The sequence below is a fragment of the Chromatiales bacterium genome (genome assembly GCA_014323925.1).
In the GTDB taxonomy this organism is placed as follows: domain Bacteria; phylum Pseudomonadota; class Gammaproteobacteria; order Poriferisulfidales; family Oxydemutatoraceae; genus SP5GCR1.
The window spans coordinates 171895-197872 of the sequence record JACONC010000002.1 but is presented as its reverse complement, the minus strand read 5'-3'; the positions used below and the strand labels follow the sequence as shown (position 1 = coordinate 197872).

Annotated in this window: 20 protein-coding genes and 1 tRNA gene; 17 read left to right on the top strand and 4 right to left on the bottom strand. The window is 45.0% G+C overall.

Features of this window, described 5'->3' with window-relative positions; all coding sequences use genetic code 11:
* Positions 1–45: 45 nt before the first annotated feature.
* Positions 46–675, bottom strand: a complete 630-nt coding sequence (locus GDA45_01820; GenBank protein MBC6413661.1) for a S24 family peptidase — start codon at positions 673–675, stop codon at positions 46–48.
* Between the two features lie 451 nt (positions 676–1126).
* Between GDA45_01820 and dapF the strand changes: the two genes are divergently transcribed.
* Genes dapF through xerC form a run of 3 tightly spaced genes read left to right on the top strand, consistent with a single transcriptional unit; the run spans position 1127 to position 3624 of the window.
* Positions 1127–1987 carry a diaminopimelate epimerase gene (dapF, locus tag GDA45_01815; protein ID MBC6413660.1) on the top strand — a complete coding sequence of 287 codons (861 nt, stop codon included), beginning with the start codon at positions 1127–1129 and terminating at the stop codon, positions 1985–1987.
* Positions 1988–1990: 3 nt separating this feature from the next.
* Positions 1991–2755 carry a DUF484 family protein gene (locus GDA45_01810; GenBank protein MBC6413659.1) on the top strand — a complete coding sequence of 255 codons (765 nt, stop codon included), beginning with the start codon at positions 1991–1993 and terminating at the stop codon, positions 2753–2755.
* Positions 2713–3624: a tyrosine recombinase XerC gene (xerC, locus tag GDA45_01805; protein ID MBC6413658.1), complete on the top strand. Its 912-nt coding sequence runs from the start codon at positions 2713–2715 to the stop codon at positions 3622–3624. The genes GDA45_01810 and xerC overlap by 43 nt, the downstream gene beginning before the upstream one ends.
* A gap of 55 nt (positions 3625–3679) precedes the next feature.
* Here the strand turns inward: xerC and GDA45_01800 are convergent, their stop codons facing one another.
* Positions 3680–5449 (bottom strand): DNA primase, encoded by a 1770-nt coding sequence (locus GDA45_01800; protein ID MBC6413657.1) that lies wholly within the window; start codon positions 5447–5449, stop codon positions 3680–3682.
* A 29-nt stretch (positions 5450–5478) separates the two neighbouring features.
* Positions 5479–9936 carry a glutamate synthase large subunit gene (gene gltB, locus GDA45_01795; GenBank protein MBC6413656.1) on the bottom strand — a complete coding sequence of 1486 codons (4458 nt, stop codon included), beginning with the start codon at positions 9934–9936 and terminating at the stop codon, positions 5479–5481.
* A gap of 346 nt (positions 9937–10282) precedes the next feature.
* On the opposite strand from gltB, the gene GDA45_01790 reads away from it, so the two are divergent.
* From GDA45_01790 to GDA45_01735, 12 genes are all read left to right on the top strand, one after another.
* Complete coding sequence (locus GDA45_01790; protein ID MBC6413655.1) at positions 10283–11218, top strand: DUF91 domain-containing protein; 936 nt, start codon at positions 10283–10285, stop codon at positions 11216–11218.
* A 24-nt stretch (positions 11219–11242) separates the two neighbouring features.
* Positions 11243–12562, top strand: coding sequence for a hypothetical protein (locus GDA45_01785; GenBank protein ID MBC6413654.1), 1320 nt, complete (start codon positions 11243–11245; stop codon positions 12560–12562).
* Positions 12563–12593: 31 nt separating this feature from the next.
* Entirely contained in the window at positions 12594–13520 is a 927-nt protein-coding gene (locus GDA45_01780; GenBank protein MBC6413653.1) for a restriction endonuclease, read from the top strand.
* Between the two features lie 31 nt (positions 13521–13551).
* A complete protein-coding gene (locus tag GDA45_01775; GenBank protein MBC6413652.1) occupies positions 13552–14643 on the top strand; it encodes an ImmA/IrrE family metallo-endopeptidase in 1092 nt (363 codons plus the stop codon).
* A 390-nt stretch (positions 14644–15033) separates the two neighbouring features.
* The gene (locus GDA45_01770) at positions 15034–16581 is read left to right on the top strand and encodes a 2-isopropylmalate synthase (GenBank protein ID MBC6413651.1); all 1548 of its coding nucleotides are present in this window, start codon (positions 15034–15036) and stop codon (positions 16579–16581) included.
* Between the two features lie 9 nt (positions 16582–16590).
* Positions 16591–17343, top strand: a complete 753-nt coding sequence (locus GDA45_01765) for a uracil-DNA glycosylase (protein MBC6413650.1) — start codon at positions 16591–16593, stop codon at positions 17341–17343.
* A complete protein-coding gene (gene rimI / locus GDA45_01760) occupies positions 17344–17868 on the top strand; it encodes a ribosomal protein S18-alanine N-acetyltransferase (GenBank protein ID MBC6413649.1) in 525 nt (174 codons plus the stop codon).
* A gap of 7 nt (positions 17869–17875) precedes the next feature.
* Positions 17876–19255 carry a uroporphyrinogen-III C-methyltransferase gene (gene cobA, locus GDA45_01755; protein ID MBC6413648.1) on the top strand — a complete coding sequence of 460 codons (1380 nt, stop codon included), beginning with the start codon at positions 17876–17878 and terminating at the stop codon, positions 19253–19255.
* 158 nt (positions 19256–19413) lie between these two features.
* Positions 19414–21132: a proline--tRNA ligase gene (locus tag GDA45_01750; GenBank protein ID MBC6413647.1), complete on the top strand. Its 1719-nt coding sequence runs from the start codon at positions 19414–19416 to the stop codon at positions 21130–21132.
* A gap of 12 nt (positions 21133–21144) precedes the next feature.
* A complete protein-coding gene (locus tag GDA45_01745; protein ID MBC6413646.1) occupies positions 21145–21462 on the top strand; it encodes a hypothetical protein in 318 nt (105 codons plus the stop codon).
* A gap of 18 nt (positions 21463–21480) precedes the next feature.
* Positions 21481–22311: an SDR family NAD(P)-dependent oxidoreductase gene (locus tag GDA45_01740; GenBank protein MBC6413645.1), complete on the top strand. Its 831-nt coding sequence runs from the start codon at positions 21481–21483 to the stop codon at positions 22309–22311.
* Complete coding sequence (locus GDA45_01735) at positions 22308–22949, top strand: hypothetical protein (GenBank protein MBC6413644.1); 642 nt, start codon at positions 22308–22310, stop codon at positions 22947–22949. The genes GDA45_01740 and GDA45_01735 overlap by 4 nt, the downstream gene beginning before the upstream one ends.
* Before the next feature lie 22 nt (positions 22950–22971).
* Here the strand turns inward: GDA45_01735 and GDA45_01730 are convergent.
* Positions 22972–23045 (bottom strand) — tRNA-Met (locus GDA45_01730).
* Positions 23046–23206: 161 nt separating this feature from the next.
* On the opposite strand from GDA45_01730, the gene grpE reads away from it, so the two are divergent.
* Together grpE and dnaK are read left to right on the top strand one after the other, a co-directional pair.
* Complete coding sequence (gene grpE / locus GDA45_01725) at positions 23207–23842, top strand: nucleotide exchange factor GrpE (protein MBC6413643.1); 636 nt, start codon at positions 23207–23209, stop codon at positions 23840–23842.
* A 140-nt stretch (positions 23843–23982) separates the two neighbouring features.
* On the top strand, positions 23983–25923 hold the full coding sequence (dnaK, locus tag GDA45_01720) for a molecular chaperone DnaK (protein MBC6413642.1): 1941 nt from the start codon (positions 23983–23985) through the stop codon (positions 25921–25923).
* The last annotated feature ends 55 nt before the right edge of the window (positions 25924–25978 follow it).

Below are 25978 nucleotides of genomic sequence, written 5' to 3'. Positions count from 1 at the left end.
ACTAGTGCCGCGTTCCATCTATTTTTTAGTAAGACTTTATATAAATTATTTTAGGGTTTTGGCTGTCCATCGGACTTCGCCGATAATCTCTGCGTTGGGCGGAAGCGGGGCATCCTTCCATTCTGAGTTGTCGCTCACCAACAGCCAGTTGCCTTCGCTATCTTTACCTAAGCGTTTCACCACTAAGCCATCTTCTGTTCGGATAACGTAGACATGACCGGCGTGTCGCCGACGGCGGTTGCGGTCTACCAACACGACGCTTTTGTTAAAAAACGTGGGTTCCATAGAGTCGCCTCTAACACGAATAATTGCGCACGAATTAGGTTTTAACCCGTGTTTATTCAACCAGTCAGGTCGAAATGCAATATAGCTTATTATATTTTCTTGTTCGTTGAATGCGCCAGCACCAGCCGCTGCATCTACTTCAATAATCGGCAAGTGATTTTTGGTGCTATGTGCTCCATCGTGTTCTAGTATGGTCTCAGGGTCTAATTCTTGAATATCGTATGGGGCTATCGCTTCTGATATTTTATTTTTATTACGAAGAAGCGATAGAATTTCCTCCAGCATTTCTTGTGTATTCTTATCGTCAGAGGATTCTTGCTTAAGATAAAATTCTAACCCAAGGGCTTTTGATATTTCTATCACTCTAGAGAGTTTAGAATCATGCCCCATTAGTACGCTTCGTATAGCGTCTCTGGGAAGACCCATTGCTACAGCTGTTCCAGTAAGCGAGCACCCCTCCATTCGTTTTTACAGTATATTTTTAAATTGATCTAGTGTTTCCATAATGAATGGCATTTATGCCACATTTTACACTAAAAAGACACATGGGGCTGTTGAAAAATAGCTTTTAATTTGTCTCTTGCTCTCGTTTCAGTTAGTTTTCTACAAAGATGAAATTCACAACCTTGGCAATTCGTCGTAGCAATTTACTCAGCTAAAATTTACTGAGTTACCTAGATTAGGTTGCAGCGGATGACTGCATAAAAGACCTCTTTTTTTATTAGCCGTTTACTGTTACTTATGTTGGAGACTTTTTCAAAAGCCCCACATTTTTACTTTGAACACAAGTGGGCACCTGTGGTTTGGTTTAACGGTAAACATTGTATATAATTGCTGTCCTATGAATATAGGATTTGCAAAAATGCACGGTAGTGGTAATGATTTCATGCTGATAAACGGCACAGAACATACCACGCGCCTTAATTTGGATAAGCAACTCATTCAGCAATGGTCGGATAGACATACTGGTATAGGTTTTGACCAACTGTTAATCGTAGATCATCCTTCGGTGGCGGATGTTGACTTTGATTATCGCATTTTTAATGCCGATGGCAGCGAGGTCGGACAGTGTGGCAATGGCGCCCGTTGTGTAGCACACTTTGTTCACAGCAAAGGATTGACCGATAAGGAAACTATACGCGTGCGTAGTGCTACGCGTATTATGAAAATTACCAGACAAAACGACAACCATATCGCAGTGGATATGGGGAGTGCGGAGTTTGAGCCCGAATGTATCCCATTTGATCCTAGCGGTTTGGTGGTAGTTGGAGAGCAGACCAAAAAAAAATTATATACCATGAATATTGCCGGCTACGAGCTTCGCTTTAGTGCTTTATCGTTCGGTAATCCGCATGCGGTCATCCGGGTTAACGATGTTGCAGCGACAGAGGTTGCTGAAATAGGTGCAGCATTACAGGCGCATCGCTGTTTCCCTGAGAGTGTCAATGTATCTTTTGCTAGGGTCTGTGGCTCTGGGTTGCAAGCGCGAGTATACGAGCGCGGGGTCGGTGAAACAAAGGCTTGCGGTAGTGGTGCTTGTGCGATTGCAGTGGTTGCCCGCCTCCACGGTTGGTTCGCCGACACGCCGCATACCATACTGGTACATCTGGTCGGCGGATCGCTTGAGGTACGATTTGACAAAGACAAAGTAGAATTGGTGGGGCCGGCTGAACTAGTATACGAAGACAGAATAGAGGTATAGATTATGGTAGCAGACAAAGAGGTTAAAGGCACGACAGCGCAGCAGACCATTGACTTTTTAACCCAAAACCCATCCTTTTTCAACGATCACTCTGAGTTATTGCTAGAACTATCGCTACCACACAAAAACGGCAATGTAATATCTTTATGGCAAAAGCAACTGGAAGTTATACGTAGCGAATTCGATGCGTTGAAAAAGGACACTGTAAACACTGAACAGCAGCTTGCGACACTGATTAATATCGTTGATAAAAACGAAAAGCTCAGTATCTGTTTACATCGTTTGTCGTTAAGATTGTTCTTCAAGCGAGAGGTGGAAGCGGCGGTCTGTGAAGCGGTAAACACCTTAAGAGCGCAGTTTCCGGCTAATCAAATTATCATTCGGCTATTCCCACCGTATGCCGAATTATCGCAGACAGCATCGCCGGTGAATGCCGAAGACCGATTGTTGAAAACGCTAATTGCATCTCTATTTGATAGCGGCAACCCGGACTGTGGTCCTTTCAGCGAGATGATTAAAAAAGCGTTATTCGGTAATTTTTCAAAGCGGATCCGCTCAGCGGTGGTGATGCCGCTATCGTTTAATACTCAAAAGATAGGTCTTTTATTACTGGGAAGCCCTCGCGCCGATGCTTTTGTTCCTGGCAAGGGAGTGATGCTATTGGTGCAGTTCGGTGAGTTGATTGCAGTATCTATTGCGGCTTGTGCGCAATATCAAAAGGATTTATGGATTCTACCCAAGCCTGCGAAGAGTTCCTCTCAGCACTAAAAGCAGAGCGCAATTATTCAAATCATACGGTTAGCAATTACCGCCGCGATATACTGCGCTTTTTAGCATACATATCGCAAAATGGAGGGAATTGGAGCAAGCTGGAGGAAGCTGAGGTATTGAATTATATCTCGTCGCAGCACACTTCTGGTATCAAAGGCAAAACTTTAGCCCGCACCCTGTCGTCTTTACGAAGTTTTTTTAAGTATTGTAAAGAACAGGCTTATGTGTGTAATTATCCGTTTACCAATGTTAAGCCACCTCGCGATGAAAAGAAATTACCGAACACGCTCGGCGTTGACCAGGTTGCACAGCTGTTGAATAAAACGCCTGCCGATGTCTCGCCACTACTCATCAGGGATATAGCAATGATAGAGTTAATTTATTCTTCGGGTTTACGTTTGTCGGAATTGGTATCAGTGAATCTAGATAGCATAGATATGCGCAGTGGGATGATACGCGTAATTGGTAAAGGAAATAAAGAGCGAGAGGTGCCGGTCGGTGGTCGGGCAATTGAAGCAATAGAACGATGGTTGAAAATACGCGGAACGATGCGTGGTAGCGACGGAAAGGCCCTGTTCTTGAGCCGCAATGGCAACCGCCTTGGTGCCCGAAGCGTGCAGTTGCGTCTTGAGCAATTTGCCCGCTCTCAAGGTATGCTCCAACATGTGCATCCTCATAAATTGCGCCACTCTTTTGCAACGCACATACTTGAGTCCTCAGGTGATTTACGAGCGGTGCAAGAGTTACTAGGGCACGCCGATATCAGCACGACACAAATATATACGCACTTGGATTTTCAACATCTGGCAAAAGTCTACGACCAAGCGCACCCAAGAGCACATAAGCGAGGCACTAATAAGAAGTAACCCTCAGTGCGCACTATTGCGTCTGGTTTGTTATGCAGGGGTCAGTGTAGGCGTGCTATCTGTTCTTTAATTGATGCAGATGTTTGAGTAACTCGTTAATTTCTACTTGTCCGTTATCGTCAGTTAATAATTGCTGTTGCAGCTGTTCAATTTTTTGTTCGGTTACTTCTATTTCTAGTTGTCGCATTGCATCGCTAAACTCTATCTCGGTATCGGCAGTTGAGGCGTCGTGTGTTAAGAGCAAGCGGCTTAAACTCTCTTGATGCGGGCTTTCGCGAAAATACTCAATAATTCCGGCAGTGCTAGACAGTTTTTTATGCTTTATGCAATCTACCACATCAGCCAATAATTCGGCACCTGATTTTTGCAAGGTGCGTATTTTATCGGTAGCCGGCGCATGCTTTACTAACGATGGCTTCTCCAACAGTAGTCGTAATGCCACAGTGATTGTCGAATAGAGAATCTCCTTACCGCTCCTAACGCGTGTTGTGGGTCTAGGACGAGACTTTGGAGCTGCATAGTCGGTTCTTAATTTATCTACATCTAAATTGATTTGCTGTGCTAGCCGATTGAACATCAATTCTTGGAATACGCCTTTGGGTAATTTCATTATCAGTGGTCTGACTGTTTTGGCATAGCGAGTTGCGTGCGCGGGGTTGCTCAAATCCAGCCCTTGCGCGTGGTGTTCAAATAAAAAGTCTGCCAGCGGCATCGCTTGTTGAGCGAGTTTATTAAATTCTTGATAGTCGTGCTGTCTTATATAGCTATCAGGGTCTTCGCCAGGTGGTAGAAACATAAAACTGATATTGCAACCATCAGTGAAAGCAGGGAGTGCTTGCTCTACGGCGGCAACCGCCGCCCGTCTGCCAGCGTTGTCGCCGTCAAAGCAGAATATCAGATTATGGCTAAAGCGCAGAGCTATGCGGATATGGGTTTGAGAAGTCGCAGTACCTAGAGTTGCGACCACATTGCGTACACCGTGCTGAGCCAAGGATACTGCGTCCATATAACCTTCAACGAATAGCAAAGAACTCAGGTCGCGGACTTTTTTCAACTCGTGGACACCGTATAGTGTATTTCTCTTTTTGAATAGCGGGGTTTCTGGAGAATTCATATATTTAGGAGACTTGCTTTGTGCACTGTTTGATGTTGTTTTTTTTCTCTCTAATAAACGACCACCGAATGCGATAGTATTGCCGCGTCGATCGCGTATTGGGAACATCAAGCGATCTCTAAATTTTTCATAATAACCGCTACTACCTTTTGCGATTAGACCAACATTGTGCAATAGCTTCTCGTTGTATGCCGATGTCAAACATTGCCTTAAGTGAGGAGTGGCAGGCGCATAGCCGATAGCAAAATCGGTCGCTGTTTCTGATGCGATGCCGCGTTGTTTTAGGTAGGCTGCTGCTACGCTATCTTGCTTTAGCTGAGCTCGATAGAATTCGCACACCTTATCCATGACTGCGCGCATCTGTTCAAACATTTTTTGCTCCTTGGTTGACACGCGAGTGTCTTGCCGAGGCACTTCAATACCAGCCTGATGTGCCAGTTCTTCGACCGCCTCAGGGAAAGTCATGCGTTGGTGTTCGGTTAAAAACTTAATTGCGTTCCCCGATGCATGACAACCGAAACAGTAATAAAGCCCTTTTTCTAAGGAAACCGAAAAGGAAGGAGTTTTCTCATTATGAAAAGGGCAACAAGCCATATATGACCGGCCTGATTTTTTCAGCGGCGTCGGTATATAACGGTTGATTAATGAGACGATGTTGGTTCGAGCCAGCAGATCCTCTATAAAATTAGGGGTGAAAGTTGAATTCGCCATCGTTTTGCCGAGTGCGCAGACAATCCCTTTTAGGCTGCTCGCGACAGACTCGCCATTAGCATATCAAGTTCTGCGGCTTTCGGTTTGACCATCCAAAATTTAGGTAAATAAGCGTAAAAATCGTCAACTATAGATTGTCCATACAGGCTGCCTGTTTTTTGACAATGCTCGCATAAAAGCGAGTATAAGTATTCGCGTTGCGGTTCCATGTCTTCAGTGTTTATTCTATAGATGTCAACCATCTCGTGGTTGTATTGATCGCTAAATGCCGCGTGCTGGTCAAACACCATTGCCAGACCGCCAGTCATTCCGGCAGCGAAGTTCAGTCCGGTTTTACCCAATACGACGACGAATCCTCCAGTCATATATTCACAGCCATGATCTCCTACCCCTTCAACAACGGCGATCACTCCAGAGTTTCTAACCGCAAAACGTTCCCCAGCACCGCCGGCGGCAAAGAACTTTCCACCAGTAGCACCGTAAAGACAGGTATTGCCGATAATCGGTAGGTTATGTGCTTGCGCTGCAATAGGTGGCGGCGGATAGACGACTATCTCACCTGCAGCCATACCCTTGCCCACATAGTCATTTGCATCGCCTTCAAGGTTGAGGTGCAATCCGCCGGCATTCCAAGCCCCGAAGCTTTGGCCAGCAGTGCCTTTGAAATAGACCTGTAGCGGTTTATCAGCCATGTCGTAATTACCGTGCAAGCGGACGATTTCACCGGATACCCGCGCACCTATAGAGCGGTCAACATTGTATATCGGATAGTGGAACTCACCACCTTGTTTATCCGCGATAGCCTTTTGCATATCGGCGACCATGCGTTCGGCTAGTTTGCCTTTATCAAAAGGTTTATTTTTAGGATGAATACAGAACTGAGCTTGTCGCTCGTCAATATTGTTGTTGTCAAGTATCGCGCTTAGGTCTAAACCTTTTTGCCGACCTTTGATGTCCGGTATAATCTCCAGTAAATCAAGTTGCCCAATGAGCTCTTCAAATTTACTGACACCCAAATGCGCCATCCATTCTCGGGTTTCTCTGGCAACGAATAGAAAGTAATTGCGCACCATTTCCATCTTGCCGATGAAATGTCTTAACCGCAACACTTTATGTTGCGTGGCAACGCCAGTTGCGCAGTTATTGAGATGACAGATTCTTAAGTATTTACAGCCGAGTGCTATCATCGGAGCAGTGCCGAAGCCGAAACTCTCAGCGCCGAGTATCGCCGCCTTGACTACATCCAAGCCGGTTTTTAATCCGCCGTCGGTTTGCAGGCGCACTTTATCGCGCAGATTATTCGCCCGCAAAGCCAGATGTGTTTCAGGCAAGCCCAGTTCCCACGGTGCACCGGCATATTTGATGCTGGTCAGTGGGCTTGCCCCAGTGCCACCGTCGTAGCCTGATATGGTAATCAAATCAGCATAGGCTTTAGCAACGCCGACCGCAATAGTGCCGACACCCGCTTCGGCAACCAGTTTAACCGACACCAAAGCTCTTGGGTTTACTTGTTTCAGGTCGAAGATCAGCTGGGCAAGGTCCTCTATGGAATAGATGTCGTGGTGCGGTGGCGGCGAAATCAATGCAATGCCTTTGCTTGAATGTCGTAACTTGGCAATCATTTTATTCACTTTAGAGCCCGGCAACTGCCCTCCTTCACCGGGTTTTGCACCCTGTGCGATTTTGATTTGTAAAACTTCCGCATCGCTAAGGTAATGTGGTGTTACACCAAAGCGCCCTGATGCAACCTGCTTGATTTTTGATGATTTGTTAGTGCCGAAGCGAGCCGGATCTTCACCGCCTTCGCCGGAGTTAGAACGACCACCCAAGCTATTCATAGCTTCCGCCAAAGTTTCGTGCGCCTCAGGCGACAATGCACCTAAGGACATTCCTGCAGAGTCAAAGCGTCTAACAATCTGCTGTTCGTCTTCAATCTCTGTTAAGGGTATAGCAGTTTTAGATTTTAGTTTTAATAAATCCCTGAATACCGTCGGCCGTCGGTGGTTGACATGATCGGCATAAACCTTATAGGCATCGTAGTCGCCTTCTTGCACGGCTTTATGCAAGCTCTGCACGACATCCGGGTTATAGGCATGGTATTCGCCATCGTGTATATATTTCAATAGACCACCTTGCTGTAGCAGTTCAGAGTGGTTCCAAGCGCGTTTTGCTAGTGTTCGCTGATCGGCTTCTAGATCGGCAAATCGCAGGCCTTGCAATCTGCTAACCGTGCCTTTGAAACATAGATTGACAACCTCGTTATGTAAACCGACTATTTCAAATAACTGTGCGCCTCTATAACTGGTGATGGTGGATATACCCATTTTAGAGATTATCTTCAACAGCCCTTTGTTGATGCCTTGTCGGTACGCCGAACAAACTTCCACCAATGGCTTGGCGTTGTCAATCTCTTGTTTGCGATACATTGCAGCTAGGTTCTGATAACTCAGATAAGGAAAGATGGCACTTGCTCCATAGCCGATTAAGGTGGCAAAATGATGCGGATCGCGCGCGGTTGCGGTTTCTATCAATATATTACACTGACAGCGCAAACCTTCTTTAATGAGACGATGATGCACTGCACCGCAAGCTAGCAGTGCGTGTATGTTGAGACGATGGCGGGCAATTTTTCTATCGGATAATACGACTAATAAAAAGTCTTTATCACGCGCTGCTGCAACCACTTCATCGCACAGCTGTTCTATCGCCGCGCGTAGATTATTATCATCAGCGTAGTTCAGATCAAAAATCTTATGCGGGAATTTTTCAAGTTGCAGTATAGTGCGAAACTTATATTCGGATACAATCGGCGAGCGCAACAGCAGGCGATCGACTTCAGGCAGTTCAGCAAAAGGATTCATCTCGCAACCCAGTGCGGTCTCCAGTCCCATCACGATGCGCTCGCGCAAGGGATCTATAGGTGGGTTTGTAACCTGAGCGAATTGTTGGCGGAAGTTGTCGTACAGCGAGCGCACTTGCGCAGAGAGCACTGGCAGTGGGGTGTCGTCTCCCATTGACCCGACCGCTTCCTGTCCTGCATTGGCTAGCACTTTGATGACTTGTTCTTTTTCCTCGTAGGATAAGTCGAACATCTTTTGGTAGCTCAGCAAATCCTTGTCTGCCAGTGGCTCGTAGACGCCGGGTATTTCCTCCAAACAACTAGGCACATAGTGGGTATGCTCTTTTAGCCACTGGCGATACGGGTATTTAGATTTTAGCTGCTCGTTGATCATCTCAGGTAGCATCAAAGTGCCGGTTTCGGTATCCACGGCAATCATTTCCCCGGGTTTTAGTCGCCCTTTAGTTGCAACATCGTCATCACTATAGTCGTATATGCCGATTTCCGATGCCAGCGTGATATAGCGATCTTTGGTAATCACATAGCGCGCCGGGCGCAAACCATTTCTATCCATTGAACACGCCGCATAGCGACCGTCGGTTAAGACGATGCCTGCCGGACCGTCCCACGGCTCCATATGCAAAGAGTTATAGCCAAAGTAAGCACGTAGGTCAGGGTCTATGTAACCAACATTCTGCCACGCCGGCGGTATCAATAAGCGCATCGCACTGCATAAATCCATACCGCCCATCATCAGCACTTCAAGCATATTGTCCAAGCTGCACGAGTCCGACCCTTCCATAGAAACCAGCGGCATCAATTCGGATAAATCGGGCAATAGCGGACTTTTTAAGATATGCGCTCGTGCTGCTGCCCAATTACGGTTACCGCAGACGGTGTTAATCTCGCCGTTATGCGCAAGAAAGCGAAACGGTTGCGCCAAATACCATTGCGGGTGTGTGTTGGTTGAAAATCGTTGATGAAAAACACACAAAGACGATGTTAAGCTCTGCTCAGCAAGGTCTGGATAGAAAATCGGTAAGTTGTGTGGCATTATCAGCCCTTTATAGGAAAGCGTTTTAGAAGACAGGCTTGCGATATAGAAAGCGGTATCAGCCAGTTCTATCTCCGCTTTGCGGCGCGCAACGAATAGAGCTTGCTCGGCATTTTTAATGGAGGCTTTTATATTGACCAGCACCTGTTCTATTCTCGGCAAGGTCTCAAGTGCTTTGGCACCGCACGCCTCTTTATTAGTCGGCACAGCCCGCCAACCGGCAACCTCAAATCCTTGCTCGGCTAGTTGTAGATTTAATATCTCTCGCCACTGCTGTGCGGTGGTTTGGTCTTGTGATAGAAAGACGACACCGACGGCAAAGTTTTCGGCTAGACGGATATCCACCTCATCCGCTTTCGCACGCATATAATCTAGCGGCATTTTCATTAACAGCCCGCAACCGTCGCCAGTTTTTCCATCAGCTGAGACAGCCCCACGATGGGTTAGCCTGCCAAGCGATTGTATTGCCGTCTCAACCAGCCAATGGCTAGCCTGCCCATCCATCTGCGTGATGAGGCCAAACCCGCAACTATCTTTTTCAAATTGAGGACGATAGAGTCCGCTCATGGGTAAATCCACCTTTGAATCTTTCATTAAAAGTAAATAAGTCTAATTATACGCTATTATGGATTTGCTGAGGCACCCTGCCCGCTTTCGCTGATAACTAAACCTGCCACTTCAAATAAACTTCAAATGACCATGGCACGGATATCAGTGTGAGAATTTTTGCAGGTTTTGTCTAGTTATTGCCCAACACAATCGTAGCTTTGTGTTCATCTTTGCTTAAGAAAGATATGAGAAAGCCAAAGGGTCAATCAGATATATTGGTAAATCTATATTATGTATAATAGCTGAATAAAAACATACAGTATCAGATCTTTTTATCTTTCAGCTAAGAGTTTCTAGTAGCAGAAAATATAATATATAAAGGCAACCAGATATGAGTGACATTAAATTATTCACATTAAACGGCGAAAATATTTCAGCGGAACTCGCATCTGGTATTTTTGCCTTTGAGAGAGATTTACAAAAACTGATAGAACGCAACATGAAAACCATCTTAGGCATTAATTTTCTGGATACTGAGTATACAACAAGCGGAGAAGATAGAGGTCGTATAGATTCACTGGACATAGATGAAAACTATTGTCCGGTGATTATTGAATATAAACGCTCGTACAGCGAGAGTATAATCATTCAAGGTCTTTTTTATCTTGATTGGCTAATGGATCATAAAGATGCATTTTATAGGCTGACTATGGATCAGCTTGGGAGAGACTGTGCCAATAAAATTGAATGGTCTATGCCCCGTTTATTTTGTATAGCAAATAGTTTTACAAGATACGATGCGCACGCAGTTAAGCAGATGAATAGAAACATAGAACTAATACGCTATAAAAAATATGACGACAATATACTACTTATAGAGCAGGTGGTAGCAGGTTCCAGTAATACTCATATTAGCTCTCCGGAGATAGCTCAGGAACCACAGATGGAAGCACCTGCGGCCTATAGAACTTTTAATGAAATAGCCAGTGAGTTAGATGGCGATTTGAGAGATTTATACCTTGCAGTAGTAGACTTTATTGAAAATCTTGGTGACGATGTTCAAAGGAAAGAACTTAGATATTATCTTGCATTCAAACGACTTAAAAATTTTATATGCTTAGAGATTAGGCCTCAGGTACAATGCATAAGACTCTACTTGAGAGTCAACCCTGAAGATTATGTCGACAATAACGGCGTAAACGGCATATTCCGTGATGTTAGTGGCACAGGGCATTGGGGTACCGGAGATTTAGAATTAACAATAAAAAACATGGAAGATTTCAACCAAATACAATATGTACTTACAGAGTGTTATGCAGCAAATTAATATAAACCATACTATGATAGTCCCATGAGTATTCCTTTAGCTAAACAATTGCGGTTACCCATCTTAAAAATAATGCAGGATGGGAAAGAGCGTCACAAACAAGAAATCTATGACCTCCTTGACAGGGAGTTGCAGTTTTCCGAAGAAGACAAAACTGAGCTTTTAGCAAGTGGCGGCAATAGATTAGATAGCCGTAAACATTGGGCTATAGCATATCTAAAAGCTGCCAATCTACTGGAAAATATGAAAAGAGGTTATTACAAAATTACCTCACAAGGACAACAAGTACTTAAGGAAAATCCAAGCGTTATTGACCGAGAGCTTCTTTTACGTTATGCCCCCGCCGATAGTAATTTTTACTATCCTTCAAAGAAAAGTAAAGAGGAGATTGACAACGAACAGAATATAGATCGTTACACTGCAATGACATTACCAGAAAGATTAGCCGCATTTTTTGAACAGACTTCAGCAGAACAAGCCACAAACAAAGAAGTTGTTGAATGGATTGTTAAAAACTATCCTGTTGATTGTGCTAAAAAAGCGCAAGAATCTACACAGAGATTCGAAGATCAAGAGGAGTGGCTTATTAGGCAAATTGGAGCCGAGTTAGGTAGTCTATGGCGTCATCCACCAAATATTCTAAAAGAAAAAGGAATTATTCCCGCGACAGTAGACCGTAAATGGGGATGGCGGAAAGAGCAGACTATCAATGCCTCAACGAGAAATAACGATGCCGGCACGGGCGAGGATACCAATCGCCCAGAACCATTTACGGAAAAGCAAATGTATCCCAAGCTAATAGAATATTTGAAATTAAAACTAAGAGTTCATAGCAAGCGTATTGATGAGACAAGATCTGCAAATTTAAAGGGACCGAAAGGCAACCAGTGGTTATATCCGGATATAGTAGGTTTAGAGAATTTAAGTAAAGATTGGGATCGCAATATCAAAGATTGTGTAACGCAATATTCGGATAAAAAGTCTAAGTTGTGGTCGTTTGAAGTGAAAAAAGCAATCACATCCTCTAATCTACGCGAAACATTCTTTCAAGCTGTAAGCAACTCATCGTGGGCTAATTTTGGTTATTTGGTTGCCACTGAAATAGCAGAAGGTAGTTCCGATGAATTACGAATATTAAGTAGTCTCCATGGCATTGGCTTTATAAAACTAAATACTGATGAGCCATCCTTAAGCCAGATCTTGATACCCGCAAAAGAAAAAACAGAAATTGACTGGAATATAGCAAACAGATTAGCAAAAGAAAACTCAGATTTTCGGGAATATATTGATCTGATAATCGACTTTTGCAAAACAGGTAGAATCATTCCATCCCAATGGGATTAGCCAATTATAAAGCACGCTATAAAACAGTTCCATGAGTGCTCCTTTAGAGAAACATTTGATGTTACCTATCTTAAAAGTAATGCGGGATGGGAAAGAGCGTCACAGACGAGAAATCTATGACCTCCTTGACTCAGTATTGCAATTTTCGGAAGAAGCGAAAACAGAACGTTTGGCAAGTGGTGGCAGTAGATTAGATAGCCGTAAAAATTGGTCTATAGCATTTCTAAAAGCTGCCAACCTACTGGAACGGCCAAAAAGAGGTTATTACAAAATCACCTCACAAGGACAAAAAGCACTCGAGGAAAATCCAAGCGTTATTGACTGGAAGTTTCTTTTACGGTATGCCCCCGCTGATAGTAATTTTTTCTATCCTTCAAAGAAAAGTAAAGAGGAAGTTGACGACGAACAAGATATAGAGGTGGATTCGGCTTCATCCGAAACGCCGTTAGAACTGATAGACAAAAATCACCAGTTATTAAAGAATATACTGGCAAGTGATCTATTGTCAGAGATTAAGAAAAAAGATGCGAAATTTTTTGAATACCTAGTAGTAGATTTATTGCTTGCGATGGGATACGGTGGATCTCGCGAAGAAGCGAGAGCTGCAGTAGTAGGTAAAAGCCACGACGGTGGTATAGATGGCATTATTAAAGAAGATAAATTAGGCTTGGATATTATTTATCTGCAAGCCAAGAGATATGACAGTGGTTCAATCGGCGGAAGTGCCATCCGAGATTTTGTAGGAGCTTTGGTTGCAAAGCATGCTTCAAAAGGGATCTTTATTACAACCGCCGGTTATTCCAGCAGTGCCAGAGAGTATGTCAAACAAGTACCGCAAAAAGTTATCCTAATAGATGGCAACGACTTGGTAGATTTGATGATCGAACATAATGTGGGTGTATCCAGGGATTATTCTTTTGAAATAAAGAAGATAGACAGTGATTATTTTGATGGATAAGCATCCATAAATAGGATGGACCGTTTGCGCTATGCTTGTCAACTTAGAGAACTTAAAAACTGCAAGGGAAAATGCCGGCTACACTACCTTAGAAGCGGCAAAGAAAATATGCCCTAGCACAAAAGGAAATCGTGTAGCACAATGGGAAGCAGGCGAACTGCGCCCTACTTGGCACCAATTAAAAGCATTGGGAAACGCCTATCAAATCAATACCTTTCTTTTAACCAGTGACGAAAAAATCACTCGCAACAGAGTGATTAAAGATTATAGAAAACACGAAACAGGAGGTGAACTGGAACTCAACGCAAGAAAATTCATCCACTTTCTATTGCAACGACAGGATTATTTAGCAAAGGTTATGAAAGAAGCAGGTATGCGAAAAAATACTCTCGTCGGCATGGTTAAAAACAGTACATACAGAGACGCTCCTAGAATAGCACAATTTATAACAGATAGAATCAACTATCGGTACGATGAAAGTGTAGGAAATAACCATCTAAAATACTTTATCTCCTTGCTAGAGAATCAAGGTATTTATGTGATGAAAACTTTGAGTTATTGGAAAATATCGGTAAAGAATATGAGAGGCGTATATCTAAAAAATGATTATGCTCCGATTATCGCTCTGAACAGAAAAGATGCTAAAACTGCGCAGTTATTTACCCTTGCCCACGAGCTTGCACATTTATTTACCAATTCGGAAGGGGTCTCTAATATAGATTTTAGATGTCGGTCAAACGACCCAACGGAGATTTTCTGTAATGCGGTTGCTGCTAATTTACTACTACCAGAGGAACGGATAGAGAGAAGAAGACATCATATTGATGAACTAGAGGAAATTGCCAAACGGTTTCAAATTAGTAAGTTATTTGTTTTCTACAGATTAAAGAACTTAGGTTTACTTGGCAGACAAGACTTATATTCAATAGAGGAGAAACTTAAAAAAATGGCTGATGATTTTTCAGCGAAGCAAGGCAAGGATCAAGGCGGTAACTATATTAACAACATGAGAGATAGTAACGGTTATTTGTTTAACAATTTTATTTCATCGTTGTATTTTGAACGCAAAATTAACGCTGCAGAAACCACCAAGATATTAAAACTCTCTATAGATAAGGTATAGCTATGAGTTCATCTGGGAAATCGTGTAGCACAATGGGAAGCAGGCGAACTGTGCCCTACTTGGCACCAATCAAAAGCATTGGGCAATGCCTATCAAATCAATACCTTTATGACTGTAATTGTAAAGTAGAAATGTCCGCCGGATAAAAGCAGTCGCGTGTACTTGGAAGGACAGCGGTTGCCCTGCGGTTTCCTAAAACATTTTTTATAGGTTATAATTCTAAGTATGAATTATCCGAATAAATTTTTAACCATTCTATATAAGCCACATGACTTGTGGCGACGACTTCCGTTTACGCGATTGCCGCATTGACGCGGCTTAGATAACAGCTGGCGAGCTTAGTGACGCACAATCATTTTTATATTTCAAATTTTTATGGCGGAGAGACAAATGCCGAGTAAAGACAAGTTAATTATATTTGACACTACATTAAGGGATGGTGAACAAAGTCCGGGTGCTTCTATGACCCAAGATGAAAAGTTGAGGATTGCCAAAGCTTTGGAGAAATTACGCGTGGATGTAATAGAAGCTGGCTTTCCTATTGCAAGCCCCGGGGATTTTGAAGCGGTGCGCACGATTGCCCGTACTATCAAGCACAGTACGATCTGTGGGCTGGCGCGGGCGTTGGAGAAGGATATAGTAAAGGCTGCAGAGGCTCTAAAAGATGCCGAGTCGCCGCGCATACATACTTTTATTGCATCGTCGCCTATACATATCAAAAACAAATTACGCATGACTGCTGATCAGGTATTGGAACAGGCGGTAGCCGCAGTGCGATTGGCGCGCCGCTATACCGACGATGTTGAGTTTTCTCCTGAAGACGCGGGTCGGTCGGAGATTGACTTTTTATGTCGTTTGGTTGAAAGCACTATTGCGGCCGGTGCTCGGACTATCAATATCCCGGACACGGTCGGCTACAGTATGCCCGAACAGTTTGGCGAGCTGATTGGCACCTTATTAAACAAAGTGCCTAATGCTGACCAAGCAGTTTTTTCAACCCACTGCCACAATGATCTGGGTTTAGCGGTAGCGAATTCGTTGAGTGCGGTCAAGCAAGGCGCACGGCAAGTTGAATGTACTATCAACGGTTTGGGTGAGCGCGCTGGCAATGCGGCTATGGAAGAGATCGTGATGGCAGTGCATACCCGCACGGATATATTCAGCTGCAAGACGAATATAGATACGCGTCAAATTGTGCCGATATCGCGGCTGGTTGCCGGCATCACTGGTTTTCCAGTGCAGCCGAATAAAGCCATCGTCGGCGCCAATGCATTTGCGCACGAGTCGGGCATCCACCAGGACGGCGTGCTTAAGTATAGAGAGACTTACGAGATCATGCGTTCTGAAGATGTCGGCTGGAGTTCTAATCGCATCGTGCTAGGCAAGCACTCCGGACGCAATGCTTTTAAGACGCGCCTGCAAGAACTAGGCATAGTATTCTCCGATGCTGCTGACTTGAATACTGCGTTTGATAATTTTAAGTTATTAGCAGATAAAAAGGACGAGATCTACGACGAAGATCTGCAAGCACTGGTATCCGATAGTGCAGCCGAACAGACCACAGAGTATTACCGTTTAGCTTGGTTGAGCGTCACTTCGGAGAGCGGTATTCGCCCCCATGCAAAGGTTGATTTGCATATCGAAGGCAACGAGCATCGCGCTGAGGCGCACGGCAGTGGCCCGGTTGATGCTGCTTTCAAAGCGATCGAGTCGGTCGCACGCAGTGGAGGTGAACTGTTGCTGTATTCGGTTAACAATATCACCACTGGCACCGACTCTCAGGGCGAGGTCACAGTGCGCTTGTCAAAAGGCGGTCGCGTAGTCAACGGATTGGGTGTTGATACCGACATTGTCATTGCTTCGGCTAAAGCGTATGTTAATGCGCTGAACAAGTTGTCCATCGGCAGCAAAGCGCATCCTCAACTGGCGCATATCTGAGGTCTGTAGATGGCAGTAGACAAGTTATGGTATCTGCAACAGATGGGTATAGAGCCTTATGTGCCGCGTGCTGTTGCCCGCACCACGCAACAAACACCATCGCAAGCATCCGACTTACCCGCAACGCATCGTCAAGGTACCGTCGTCCCTGAGCCTGATGCTGTCGTTGCTCAGCAACCGGCAAGCGATGACGACAATGCGGCTTCGCAATGGCAGGTTTTGCAACAACAAGTGGTGGGTTGTAGAAAATGCGTGTTGCACGAGAGCCGCACACAAACCGTATTCGGTATCGGCGATCATCAAGCACAGTGGATGTTCATCGGTGAAGCCCCAGGTATGGATGAGGATAGAAAAGGCGAACCTTTCGTCGGGCGCGCCGGACAATTGCTAAACAAAATGCTAAAAGCTATCGGCTTTAATAGGAACGAGGTTTATATCGCTAATATTATTAAATGTAGGCCTCCAGATAATCGCAATCCTCGCCTTGAGGAGATAGTGCAGTGTGTTGATTATTTGTATCGCCAGATTCGGTTGGTGCAGCCGCAGATTATCATTTTATTGGGAGGTGTCGCCGCTACTTCTTTATTAAAGCAACAAACGCCGGTATCGCGGTTGCGTGGGTTAGTGCACCACATAGAAGCTAGTGAGGCGCCAATTATAGTGACCTATCACCCGGCTTATTTGCTGAGGTCACCAGACCAAAAAGCCGCAGCTTGGGAAGATTTGAAGTTTGCCTGCAAAACCATAGGACGGGATTTATAAATGAGTGCCTGTGCCAAACAAGCTCTGCCTGAGCATCATACCCGAACACTTCTGCAATGCCCCGGACAAAGCGATGCCGAGGCTAATATCGTAATGTCGCCGATGACTGCCACTGATATTGCCGATGTGCACGCTCTAGAGTGTCGCGTTTACGCCTTTCCGTGGTCGCAAACTATCATCGTTGACTGTATCAACTCCGGCTATCAGTGCTGGATGATCAGGCAGCAAAACAAAGTGATTGCCTATGCCATTATGATGTTGGGTAGCCGAGAGGGGCATTTGTTGAACCTTTGTGTAGCACCTGACTTTAGAAGATGTGGTTATGCAGACTACCTAGTGGGTTTTTTATCCGATGTTGCAATCGTACAAAATGCCGAGCGTATGTTGCTTGAAGTGAGAGCGAGCAATCATCCGGCGATTAGTCTTTATAGCAAGTTAGGCTTTCAACAGATCGGTCGTCGTGCCAACTATTATCCAGCCGCTACTGATAGAGAAGATGCATTGGTATTCGCTAAATTGCTCTGAATAGATGATGCGATATGTGCCGTTTTTCCTCGAACTAAAAGGGAAGCAAGGCTTGATAGTCGGCGGCGGCGAGATAGCTGCGCGCAAGGCACGTCGACTCATTGACGGCGGCATGCAACTAACGATAGTTGCGCCGCACATCTCTGCAACCATGCGTGCATTGGCATCGTCTGCATCGTGTGTTGTCAAACAACGACCGCTGGCCGACGACGATGTCAAAGGCATGTTTTTAATTGTCGCTGCGACCGACCGCAGAGAGGTCAACCGCCGCATTGCTAAATTGGCTAACGCGCAAAGCAGTCTGGTCAATATCGCCGACGAAGCTACCGAAGGGAATCTATTATTCCCATCTTTGGTAGATCGCCATCCCATACAAATTGCTATCTCAGCAGGCGGCACATCGCCATCGCTGTCGCGTCTGTTGCGTTCCTATCTGGAGGGATTCATTCCGCGCGGTTATACCGAACTCGCCAACTTGTTGGGACGATATCGCAACCGTGTCAAAGAAAAATATTCCTCTGCACAACAGTGTCGCGCTTTTTGGGACACTGTCTTGCGCGGTCGCATAGCTGATGCAGTTTTTGCCGGGCGCAACGAAGAAGCCGAAGCAGGTTTGCAAGCGTTGCTAGCTAGCGAGCAAAATGCCGATAACCAAGTAGGCGAGATTTATTTAGTGGGTGCCGGTCCCGGCGACCCCGATTTATTGACGATAAAAGCACTGCGGTTAATGCAACAAGCCGATGTAGTGGTCTACGACCGCTTGGTCTCAGATAGCATACATAAGTTGTTGCGCCCTGGTGTGGAGAAAATCTATGCTGGCAAACAAGCTGCCAAACACGCAATGTCGCAGGCGGATATAAACCAGTTACTGGTTGACTTAGCTAAGCAAGGCAAAAAAGTATTACGCTTGAAAGGCGGTGATCCCTTCATTTTCGGGCGTGGCGGCGAGGAAATAGAAACCCTATTCGAGCAAGGTATACCGTTTCAGATAGTACCAGGCATCACTGCAGCATTAGGTTGTGCTGCGTATAGCGGAATACCGCTAACGCACAGAGACTATGCACAATCGTGCGTGTTCGTAACTGGACACCGCAAAGATGGGAGTGTTAACCTCAACTGGAGATTACTCTGCCAAGCTGGTCAAACACTGGTTTTCTATATGGGATTACTCGGATTAGAACACATCTGCCAAGCACTCATAGAAAACGGTATGCCACCGACCACCCCCATTGCTCTGATTATGCACGGCACCTTAGCCGACCAGAAGATCGTCATCTCCGATTTATCTAATATCGTCTCGGCGGTACAAGATCAAGAAATAGAACCACCCACCCTGCTCATTGTTGGCAAAGTCGTAGAACTATACAATAAACTGCAGTGGTATTAGATACCCACATAGCTTCTCGCTGTAGTAGTCGTATGTAGAGGCATGTATAATAGTCTAATGAAAAGCCCACGGTTAAAGCCTGCGGTTAAAATTATTATTATATTCAGCTGTTATCTTGACTAAGCTACCGTAAATATAGCAAGGCATCAAAATAGTTTATGCGCATTTCCCGGTTTCCATTAAATACATTAAAAGAGACACCTGCCGACGCTGAAGTCATTAGCCATCAGCTGATGTTGCGTGCCGGGATGATACGCAAGCTGTCGTCTGGGCTTTATACATGGCTTCCTATGGGATTGCGCGTATTGCATAAAGTGGTTGCTGTTGTGCGCGAAGAGATGAACGCCGCAGGCGCTATAGAGTTATTAATGCCGGCTATACAGCCAGCCGAGTTATGGCAAAAATCGGCTCGTTGGCAAGACTATGGTGCCGAGCTATTACGCATCACCGACCGTCATCAAAATGACTTTGTCTTCGGTCCTACACACGAAGAAGTCATCACCGACCTAGTGCGGCGTGAATTGCGTAGCTATCGTCAGTTGCCGATTAATTATTATCAGATTCAAACCAAGTTCCGAGATGAAATCCGCCCTCGTTTCGGCGTGATGCGCGCCCGTGAGTTCATTATGAAAGACGCTTATTCTTTTCACGCCGACGAACAATCATTGGACGATTGTTATCAAGATATGTATAACGCGTATCGCACGATATTCGAGCGACTTGGTTTGGATAGTTGCGCGGTATTAGCTGATACTGGAAGCATCGGTGGTAATACTTCGCATGAGTTTCATGTGCTAGCAAATTGTGGAGAAGATGCCATTGCGTTTTCGGACGAAGACGATTATGCAGCAAATGCTGAACTTGTACCGACCTCAGACCTTGGTGAGAGACCTATGGCAAAAGAAAGCCTGAGCAAAATTGCCACGCCGGGCATTGAAAGCATTCCGGAGTTAGCGCAGTTTATCAAGGCGGATGAGAAAAAATGCCTAAAGGCACTGATTCTTAAGGGTAGTGAGCATGCTCTGGTGGCACTTTTTGTGCGCGGCGACCACACATTGAACTTAACTAAAGCGGCAAAACATCCTGCAGTCAAAACGCCGATAGAATTTGCCGAACACACTGATATTGCAAAGTGTATTAACTGTCCGCCTGGTTCACTGGGTCCTATGGGTATGAATATTCCGCTCATCGTCGATTATGCTGCCAGCCGGATGGCTGATTTTGTCGCCGGTGCTAATGAGGAGGGCTATCACTACACCGGCATGAATTGGGGGCGCGATTTGCCTGAACCACAGACCTACGATTTGCGCAATATAGAGGAAGGCGACCCAAGCCCCAGTGGTCGCGGCCGTATACGCATACGGCGTGGTATAGAAGTCGGGCATATTTTCAAGCTCGGCACCAAATATAGCGAGGCGATGAATGCCACGGTGCTGGGCGAGAACGATCAGCCGATGACGATGATTATGGGCTGCTACGGAATTGGTGTATCGCGTATCGTCGCCGCTGCCATAGAGCAAAATCACGACGACACTGGTATTATTTGGCCATTGGCAATGGCTCCTTTTATGTTGTCTTTAACGCCTCTACAGTATCATCGCAATCCGAGCGTGAGAGCGGAGAGCGAGAATTTATATGGTGCGTTGTGTGATGCTGGTGTTGAAGTTTTATTTGATGATCGCGACATTCGTGCCGGGGTGATGTTCTCCGATAGTGATTTACTGGGTTTGCCGTGGCGGGTAGTGATTAGCGAACGGCGACTGGCACAGGGCGAAATAGAACTGGTAGAGCGTCGCAGTGGATCAAAAAGCATATTACAATATAGTGATGCTAAAAAAACTGCACAGGCTATACTAGAGAAAATACACTCAGATTAACACACAAATACTATGAAAAATATCATCTTATTATTGACTGCACTCCTCTTGGTAGTTGCTTGCGGCCCCAAACTCACGCTACACGGTAGCAATGTTAAAGTAGGCACTGAGGCCGAGTTAAAGCAATGCCAATTGTTGGGAAGTACACGCTTCTCGATTACACCGACGCGTATGAAGCTGATGAAAGAAGAAGATATAAAAAAGCGATTGACTATCGAGGCACGCAATTTTGCTCCGCGAATCGGTGGCAATATGGTATTACCAGTCGGAACCATTGAAGAGGGTAAGCGGTCTTTTAAGATATACAACTGCCCAGTTTCTACGAATTAGAGGTAAATCCGAGTATAGATGCCTGCAACTTCTATTCTAATCACCGGCTGTTCTACAGGGATAGGTTATAGCGCAGCGGTTACGCTAAAAAAACGTGGCTACAGAGTTTTTGCAACTGCGCGCAAAGACAATGATCTAAAGCGTCTTTCCGAGAAAGGTTTGGAGGTCGTAAAGCTCGATATGAACTCATCTCAGAGTATTGCACAGTGCTTTTCGTGGGTGATGCAGCAAAGCGGCGGTACGCTTGATGCGCTATTCAATAACAGTGGTTATGGTCAAGTAGGGGCTATAGAGGATGTGAGCCGCGATCATATGCGGCTTCAGTTTGAAACCAATTTTTTCGGCTGGCACGAGTTAACAAGTCTGGTCATTCCGGTGATGCGCCGGCAAGGATACGGGCGTATCATCCAAAACGGTTCAGGGCTTGGCTTGTTTGCTCTACCGTTGCGCGGTGCATACACTGCAAGCAAGCATGCGTTGGAGGGGTGGACTGATACTTTACGGCTGGAACTGGCCGGTACGAATATAAAAGTATCTATTGTAGAACCAGGACCTATAGATACACCGTTTAGGCAAAATAGTCTGAGGACTCTGGAAAATATAGACATAAAAAAAAGTTTTTATAGCGACCGCTACGAACAAATGAAAAAGCGATTAATGGTGTTAGGTCCGGCAGTACCGTTCACACTGCCGCCAGAAGCGGTCGTTAAAAAGCTGATACACGCGCTAGAGAGCAAACATCCTCGTCCTCGCTATAGGATTACTTTTCCGGTAGTCTTGTTTTGGCAACTCAGGAAATTGTTGGGTGATAGGTTATTTGATCGTATTTTATTAAAAGTAGGTCAATGAAAACGATACCAATTGCCAATCGTGAATTTATAATTTTAATGACTATTGCACTGCTGTTATCGGCTTGTGCCGAACCGCAACCGCAGAATATTGATAATGCTTGCGATATATTTTCGGAAAAAAAAGCCTGGTATGATGCTGCTATCTCTTCTCAGGAACGATGGAATATTCCAGTTGAAGTCACCCTAGCATTTATCCATCAAGAGTCATCTTTCCGTGCTAACGCAAAACCTCCTCGAGGAAAACTACTCGGATTTATTCCGTGGTTTGGTAGAGTGTCTTCAGCTTCGGGTTATGCACAAGCGCTGGATGCAAGTTGGAGTGAATATAAAAAAGAAACTGGGCGGTGGTATGCCCGTCGTAGTAATTTCAAGCATTCAGCTGATTTTATCGGATGGTATAACGATAAAAGTGCTCGGACACTAAATTTATCGCGTAATGATGCCTATTCGCTTTACCTTGCTTATCACGAAGGGCGCGATGGATTTAAGCGCAAAACCTACAATCAAAAACCATGGTTGTTAAAAGTAGCGAATAAGGTCAAACAGAGAACCGCCGATTATCGTCGCCAGCTTGCGAGTTGTGCAGTGCAACCGCGTTCATGGCTATCCAGATGGATGCACTTTGATTTTCTATAATTACATTACCAATAAGCGAGAATGGCTATGGCTGGACTTGAACCAGCGACCCCGGCATTATGAATGCCGTGCTCTAACCAACTGAGCTACATAGCCACTGAAGGAGCAATTATAATCGCTTTTTCTTGAAAGTGGGAAAATCACCTATATATAGTAGGCTGTTATCGTTTATATTAAAAAAATCTATTGATAAAAAGGGCTGTAGAGTGAAAGATACAAAATCTACCTTCGCAAAACACACCGACGAGCAGCAATGCATCAACGGTACTAATGAAACCAATAGTCAGCCGCAGCAAGAAGATGCCGCAAGTTTAGAGAATGACCAAACACAAGATATAGCTGCACAGCCCGAAGCCGATACCGCTGTCAACGAGCAAACTCAAATAAAGGAATTAGAGGCTAAGGTAGCAGAGTATCTGGACCAATTAATGCGCAGTCAGGCCGAACTACAGAACTATAAAAAGCGTAGTGAACGAGAAATTGCACAAATACGAAGTTATGCCAACGAACATTTTGCGAGCGAATTGTTGGTGATTAAAGATAGTTTAGAGACTGGTTTGCAAGACGGCGGGCGCAAGGAAGAGAAAAAATTATACGAAGGATTAGAGTTAACTTTGAAGCTCTTGCAGCAAGTTTTTGAAAAGTTTGGTATCCAAGAAATCAATCCTGAGGGCGAGCCTTTCGATCCGCAACGACACGAAGCCATGATGACGCAAGCCGACGCAAGCCAACCACCTAATACGGTGCTAAAAGTATTGCAAAAAGGCTACTTGATAAATGATCGGTTGTTGAGAGCGGCGCGGGTATGCGTTTCTAGTGAACCCGAAGCATCGTCAGCTGCACAACCTGAGCCTGATGGAGAAGTAAAAAACGAGACCACTACGAGCGATTAGACTGCTACGGTGGAAAGTATGAAAAATACCGAAGATTCAAGCCAATTCGGATAGAAGGAACGATAAAAAGTGTTGTGCATACTTGAAAAACTCGTTTTATGCCCATATTTAGCATATTCACTTATGGAGAGTTACACACAATGAGTAAAATTATAGGTATTGATTTAGGCACTACTAATTCCTGCGTTGCTGTGATGGAAGGCGGAAGTGCGAAGATTATAGAGAATAGCGAGGGTGCCCGCACCACTCCGTCAATCGTTGCTTTTTCTAAAGATAACGAGGTTTTGGTCGGACAACCTGCAAAACGCCAAGCGGTTACCAATCCGATGGATACTTTATTTGCGATTAAGCGATTGATCGGCCGCCGCTATGACGAAGAAGCGGTCAAAAAGGATCTCAAAATGGTTCCGTATAAAATCGTTCAATCGAAAAATAACGACGCTTGGGTAGAAGCCGGTGGTAAGCAAATGGCACCGCCGGAAGTATCGGCACGTATATTAATGAAAATGAAGAAAACCGCCGAGGATTATTTAGGAGAAGAAGTTAAAGAAGCAGTTATCACAGTCCCAGCATATTTTAATGACTCGCAACGGCAAGCGACAAAAGATGCCGGCAAAATTGCTGGGTTAGATGTTAAGCGCATTATCAATGAGCCGACAGCTGCTGCACTTGCTTATGGGCTTGATAAAGCGAAAGCCGGCGATCGTAAAATAGTCGTATTTGACTTGGGTGGTGGCACTTTTGATATCTCCGTCATTGAAGTAGCCAGTGTTGAAGGCGAACAACAATTTGAAGTGCTTTCTACTAACGGCGACACTTTCTTAGGTGGAGAAGACTTTGATACTCGCTTGATGGAGTATCTAGCTGATGAGTTTAAGAAGGAACAAGGTATAGATCTGCATAACGATCCGCTCGCACTGCAGCGCCTCAAAGAAGCGGCTGAAAAGGCTAAAGTAGAACTTTCAGTTGCACAACAGACCGATATAAATTTGCCTTATATTACTGCTGATCAATCTGGTCCTAAGCATCTTAATTTGAAGTTGACACGGGCTAAGCTGGAGTCCTTGGTAGAAGATTTAGTCAAACGCACTATAGAACCGTGCAAGCAAGCACTGTCTGATGCCAAACTCAAAGCAACCGATATAAGTGAAGTTATTTTAGTGGGTGGGCAAACGCGTATGCCGATGGTGCAAAAATATGTCTCTGAGTTTTTCGGCAAAGAACTGCGTAAGGATGTTAACCCTGATGAGGCCATTGCGATAGGTGCAGCGATACAAGCTGGTGTGTTAAGCGGTGGTGTTAAAGATGTGTTGTTGCTGGATGTGACACCGTTATCACTGGGCATAGAAACGCTGGGCGGTGTGATGACTAAGCTGATTGAAAAAAATACTACCATTCCGACTAGTGCCTCGCAGGTTTTCTCAACCGCCGAGGATCAACAATCTGCGGTAACCGTGCATGTACTACAGGGAGAGCGCGAGCGCGCAGCAGCCAATAAATCGCTGGGTCGTTTTGATCTTACCGATATACCGCCGGCGCCTAGGGGTATTCCGCAAATAGAGGTTAGTTTTGATATAGATGCCAACGGCATTCTCAATGTATCAGCCAAAGACAAGGCAACCGGCAAAGAGCAATCAATCATTGTTAAAGCGTCAAGTGGTTTGTCCGACGACGAGATCAACAAAATGATCAACGATGCCGAGCAACACGCCGAAGACGATAAGAAATTCCAGGAACTTGTTGCTACGCGCAATCAAGCTGAGGCTTTGATACACGCAACTGAGAAATCTCTTAAAGATCTGGGAGATAAAGTAGATGCCGATGAGAAACAAAGCATTGAAACTGCGATCAGTGAACTGCAGGAGGTTATCAAAGAAGATGATAAAACTGCAATCGATAATGGTGTAGAGAAACTTGCTCAGGCATCAGGTAAGTTAGCCGAACGAGTTTATGCGGCACAGCAATCTGAACAAGCCGAAGCTACCACAGCCGATAACCCGCCTAGTGGTGAGGATGAAAAATCCGATAATACTGATACCGTAGACGCTGATTTCGAGGAAGTCGACGATTCTAAGAAATAAAAAAATTCGGTGCATCTTGGTAACTCCACCGAATTGATGCTACATAACCGATTAA

Coding starts and splice junctions, on each gene's coding strand:
- GDA45_01820 (MBC6413661.1), bottom strand. CDS start 675: ATGGGGCATGATTCTAAACTCTCTAGAGTGATAGAAATATCAAAAGCC.
- dapF (MBC6413660.1), top strand. CDS start 1,127: ATGAATATAGGATTTGCAAAAATGCACGGTAGTGGTAATGATTTCATG.
- GDA45_01810 (MBC6413659.1), top strand. CDS start 1,991: ATGGTAGCAGACAAAGAGGTTAAAGGCACGACAGCGCAGCAGACCATT.
- xerC (MBC6413658.1), top strand. CDS start 2,713: ATGGATTCTACCCAAGCCTGCGAAGAGTTCCTCTCAGCACTAAAAGCA.
- GDA45_01800 (MBC6413657.1), bottom strand. CDS start 5,449: ATGGCGAATTCAACTTTCACCCCTAATTTTATAGAGGATCTGCTGGCT.
- gltB (MBC6413656.1), bottom strand. CDS start 9,936: ATGAAAGATTCAAAGGTGGATTTACCCATGAGCGGACTCTATCGTCCT.
- GDA45_01790 (MBC6413655.1), top strand. CDS start 10,283: ATGAGTGACATTAAATTATTCACATTAAACGGCGAAAATATTTCAGCG.
- GDA45_01785 (MBC6413654.1), top strand. CDS start 11,243: ATGAGTATTCCTTTAGCTAAACAATTGCGGTTACCCATCTTAAAAATA.
- GDA45_01780 (MBC6413653.1), top strand. CDS start 12,594: ATGAGTGCTCCTTTAGAGAAACATTTGATGTTACCTATCTTAAAAGTA.
- GDA45_01775 (MBC6413652.1), top strand. CDS start 13,552: ATGCTTGTCAACTTAGAGAACTTAAAAACTGCAAGGGAAAATGCCGGC.
- GDA45_01770 (MBC6413651.1), top strand. CDS start 15,034: ATGCCGAGTAAAGACAAGTTAATTATATTTGACACTACATTAAGGGAT.
- GDA45_01765 (MBC6413650.1), top strand. CDS start 16,591: ATGGCAGTAGACAAGTTATGGTATCTGCAACAGATGGGTATAGAGCCT.
- rimI (MBC6413649.1), top strand. CDS start 17,344: ATGAGTGCCTGTGCCAAACAAGCTCTGCCTGAGCATCATACCCGAACA.
- cobA (MBC6413648.1), top strand. CDS start 17,876: ATGCGATATGTGCCGTTTTTCCTCGAACTAAAAGGGAAGCAAGGCTTG.
- GDA45_01750 (MBC6413647.1), top strand. CDS start 19,414: ATGCGCATTTCCCGGTTTCCATTAAATACATTAAAAGAGACACCTGCC.
- GDA45_01745 (MBC6413646.1), top strand. CDS start 21,145: ATGAAAAATATCATCTTATTATTGACTGCACTCCTCTTGGTAGTTGCT.
- GDA45_01740 (MBC6413645.1), top strand. CDS start 21,481: ATGCCTGCAACTTCTATTCTAATCACCGGCTGTTCTACAGGGATAGGT.
- GDA45_01735 (MBC6413644.1), top strand. CDS start 22,308: ATGAAAACGATACCAATTGCCAATCGTGAATTTATAATTTTAATGACT.
- dnaK (MBC6413642.1), top strand. CDS start 23,983: ATGAGTAAAATTATAGGTATTGATTTAGGCACTACTAATTCCTGCGTT.